The 2,910-nt window shown below is 30.9% G+C and carries 3 protein-coding genes; all 3 read right to left on the reverse strand.

The features are described 5' to 3' along the window. Window positions 1-257: 257 nt before the first annotated feature. Window positions 258-704, reverse strand: a complete 447-nt coding sequence (locus ACOSP6_RS01215; protein ID WP_422092723.1) for a DUF6985 domain-containing protein — start codon at window positions 702-704, stop codon at window positions 258-260. Between the two features lie 146 nt (window positions 705-850). Then, a complete protein-coding gene (locus tag ACOSP6_RS01220) occupies window positions 851-2,119 on the reverse strand; it encodes a hypothetical protein (RefSeq protein ID WP_422092722.1) in 1,269 nt (422 codons plus the stop codon). Between the two features lie 149 nt (window positions 2,120-2,268). Further along, on the reverse strand, window positions 2,269-2,802 hold the full coding sequence (locus ACOSP6_RS01225; RefSeq protein WP_422095689.1) for a hypothetical protein: 534 nt from the start codon (window positions 2,800-2,802) through the stop codon (window positions 2,269-2,271). Window positions 2,803-2,910 lie beyond the last annotated feature (108 nt).

The raw sequence follows: 2,910 nt of genomic DNA on the forward strand, positions 1-2,910 counted from the left end.
TTCTCTAAAAAAAGGATAAAACTGGAATTACTATTAAAAACCAAAATTTTAAACTGACATTCATTAATCAGAAAGAAAGCTACACATCATTTTCGACAGTGTTTGCTAACGTATTTGTGTATGATTTTTTGCGGGAAAGGACGGAAGTGCTTTCCATTGTTTCGGAAAGATAATTAATAAGATTGAATTTCGGGTGAGGTCCCGAAGCTTCGGGACAGCCGCAATTAATTATACACCTTGTTAGCAACCGTTTTATATTATTCATGACCACTTGCTCTTACTAACTCATCTCCATTTCGAAATTCCAACTGAAGTCCGTGCTCAGGCTCCCATTGACATTCACACGAAATCATAATATAAAATCCAGCATGCATTTCAGAATCGACTATAATTTCTGTTGGAGTCACATAATTCCAAATTTCAGTTGGGTTCCTCAAGTCAATCTTTTCTGCAATTCCAAACTTTACACAGGTCTCATAATAATCTATTAACAGTTTTGAATGTCGGTTTCGATCGTTTATATCTAATGTCATAAACTTCTTCAAAACACTATCTGCTTCAATCAATGTATCGCTACAATTTGCAGCAGCAATACCAATATTTACTTTTTTATTGTCAAAATATGGAATCTCAATGTTTTGAGCGAAATAAAGGTCTGGATCAAATTTGTGTGGCTCAATATTACCTATAATCTTGGACTTCATTTTTATATGGTTGCTAACGGTTTCGGCTATGAGTAGTTGCGTGGGTTAGCACTTAACTTTGCAAGTACACACCAAACTGAAAATCCGCGAGGATTTTCAAAAGTAGGCGAGAACAAGCAATTACTTATAGCCATTGTTGTAAAACGTTATTTTAGCATTCCACTATCTTTATAAGATTCGTAGATTACTTTTAAATTATTTTCAATTAAAACTTCTTGAATTGTTTCTGTGACACCGTAAACACAACCTTGACAAGTGTTTAATTGAATATTAGATTTACTCAATTCTTCCATTTTTAATAATTCAGGCGGTTTAATTTCGATTCCTTTTTTTCTTAAAAAGTCAAGTCCAATATATCCATAAGTTGCTATTTCTGGATTCATTGAATTTAGTCGTCTTGCAAGTTTATAATATTTTCGTTCATTGACTAAATCAATCATAATTTGTGACTCATTAGGTGGTGTTCCTGCAAATCCGCAAAATGTGCCATAAACATAAGTGTCAGTAGGAAAATCAATAGCGCTTTTTGTGTCGATTGGAATATTTGTTTTTTTCTGATGCTTTTTGAGTAATAAGTCGATTTGTTCGTCAGAATATCTTTCAACTAAAATCTCATTCTCGGATGAGAGCTTTAAATAAACCAAGTCATTATTACACTTTAAAACGTTAAGTTCAAAAACGCTACCATAAATTCTAATTTCACTATTAAGTTGAGTTAAATCGAAATCAAGTTTTCTTCTGAAATTATCTTGCTTTTTTAAAGGAAAAGGTTTTGTGTCATTCTTTTTTTGAATTTCCCAAAAGTCATCAAATTTTTCAAAGGTAAAATTATCATCTATCAAAACTTCAACCATTTCTTGTATTCGCTTTTCTTTTCGCTCCTTATCAAACTCATAATTAACTCGAGATGGGATTCCAAAATCGTTTTTATTATGAATTTCGATTTTATATATTCTCTTATCACTATCATAACCTTTTGTTGTAGAATCTTTTTTGATGAAAAAAGAAATACCTTTTTGTGAATGCCAAGCATATGTTTTAGAAGTAAAACAACCTTTGTCAGAATAGGTTTCCCAAACTTCTTTCATTGAAGTTTTATTTAGTTCTATACCATTCTTTAATTTGGCTTGAAATGGACTTTCCAAAAATATGGAACGAATAATTTTATTTTTATCAGCTGTGTCATATTGAAATGCTAAACCAATTTTTGGATATGTATATCTCGTGAAAGATTGGTTAGCATTCAATTCAAATTCATTTCCGTAAAGTTTCTCAACAACCGAAATATTAGATGTGTCAATTTTTATAGAAATACCATCAATTCCATTTTTAGGTGTAATCATATTGCTTTGGGCAAAAGCTGTTGCAAATGATAAAATGTAAAGTATGATATTAAGATTACGGATTTTTCTCATAATGTTTTACAACGTATTTGTGTATGATTTCGTTGCGTGTTTCAGCAACTAATTTAGTAAAAAATAACAGGCTATAATTCAGAGCGAGGATTTTCCGAAAGGAAAATCAGAAGCAATTAATTATACACTTTGTTGGCAAATCGTTTTATTTATAAATTAAAAATTGATTTAGCTTTTTGCCACAATAAGTTATAGCTATTATTGGCAACCGTTTTAATTTCTTTCAGTTCAAATTCCATTTCGTTTTTCCATTCCACTTTATAGATTCCACCACCTTCATCAATTTCAGTCGCTTTAAAGTCAAATGATTTTAGAAACATAGTTAAACCTGTTATTCCGCCATAAGGATATCCGCAAGAATAGAATTCAAGTCTCGCTTTTCCGTTTCCGATTTTTTTGCATTCCAGAAATTCAATATCAATATTTTCAACAAGATGTTCTACCATTGAATAAAAATGCCAAGTTTCCTCTTTGGTCTCACATGTCTCAATCTTAGGTGTCAAGTCTGAGTCAGCGAAATAATAGTTTTTTAGAGTGTAATTAGGAAATTTTTCCAACCAAAATTTGTCGGATTTATAATCTCCACTTTTTTTAGATACTGAAATGAGATCAAGAAGTTTAGTTAAGTCATTAAACCTATCTTCATTATTCATTTCAAATTCTATGTATTCGTTCTTTTCCAATATTTTTTTAAATGTTTGCCAACGTATTTGTATAACTGTTGTTACGGAATTAAAGTTACGTATTTTGTTTAAAAACTAGCGTTAGTAATTACCGAGTGGATTCGGACG

Origin of the sequence: Tenacibaculum sp. MEBiC06402 (assembly GCF_049239625.1) — a bacterium.
Classification (GTDB): domain Bacteria; phylum Bacteroidota; class Bacteroidia; order Flavobacteriales; family Flavobacteriaceae; genus Polaribacter.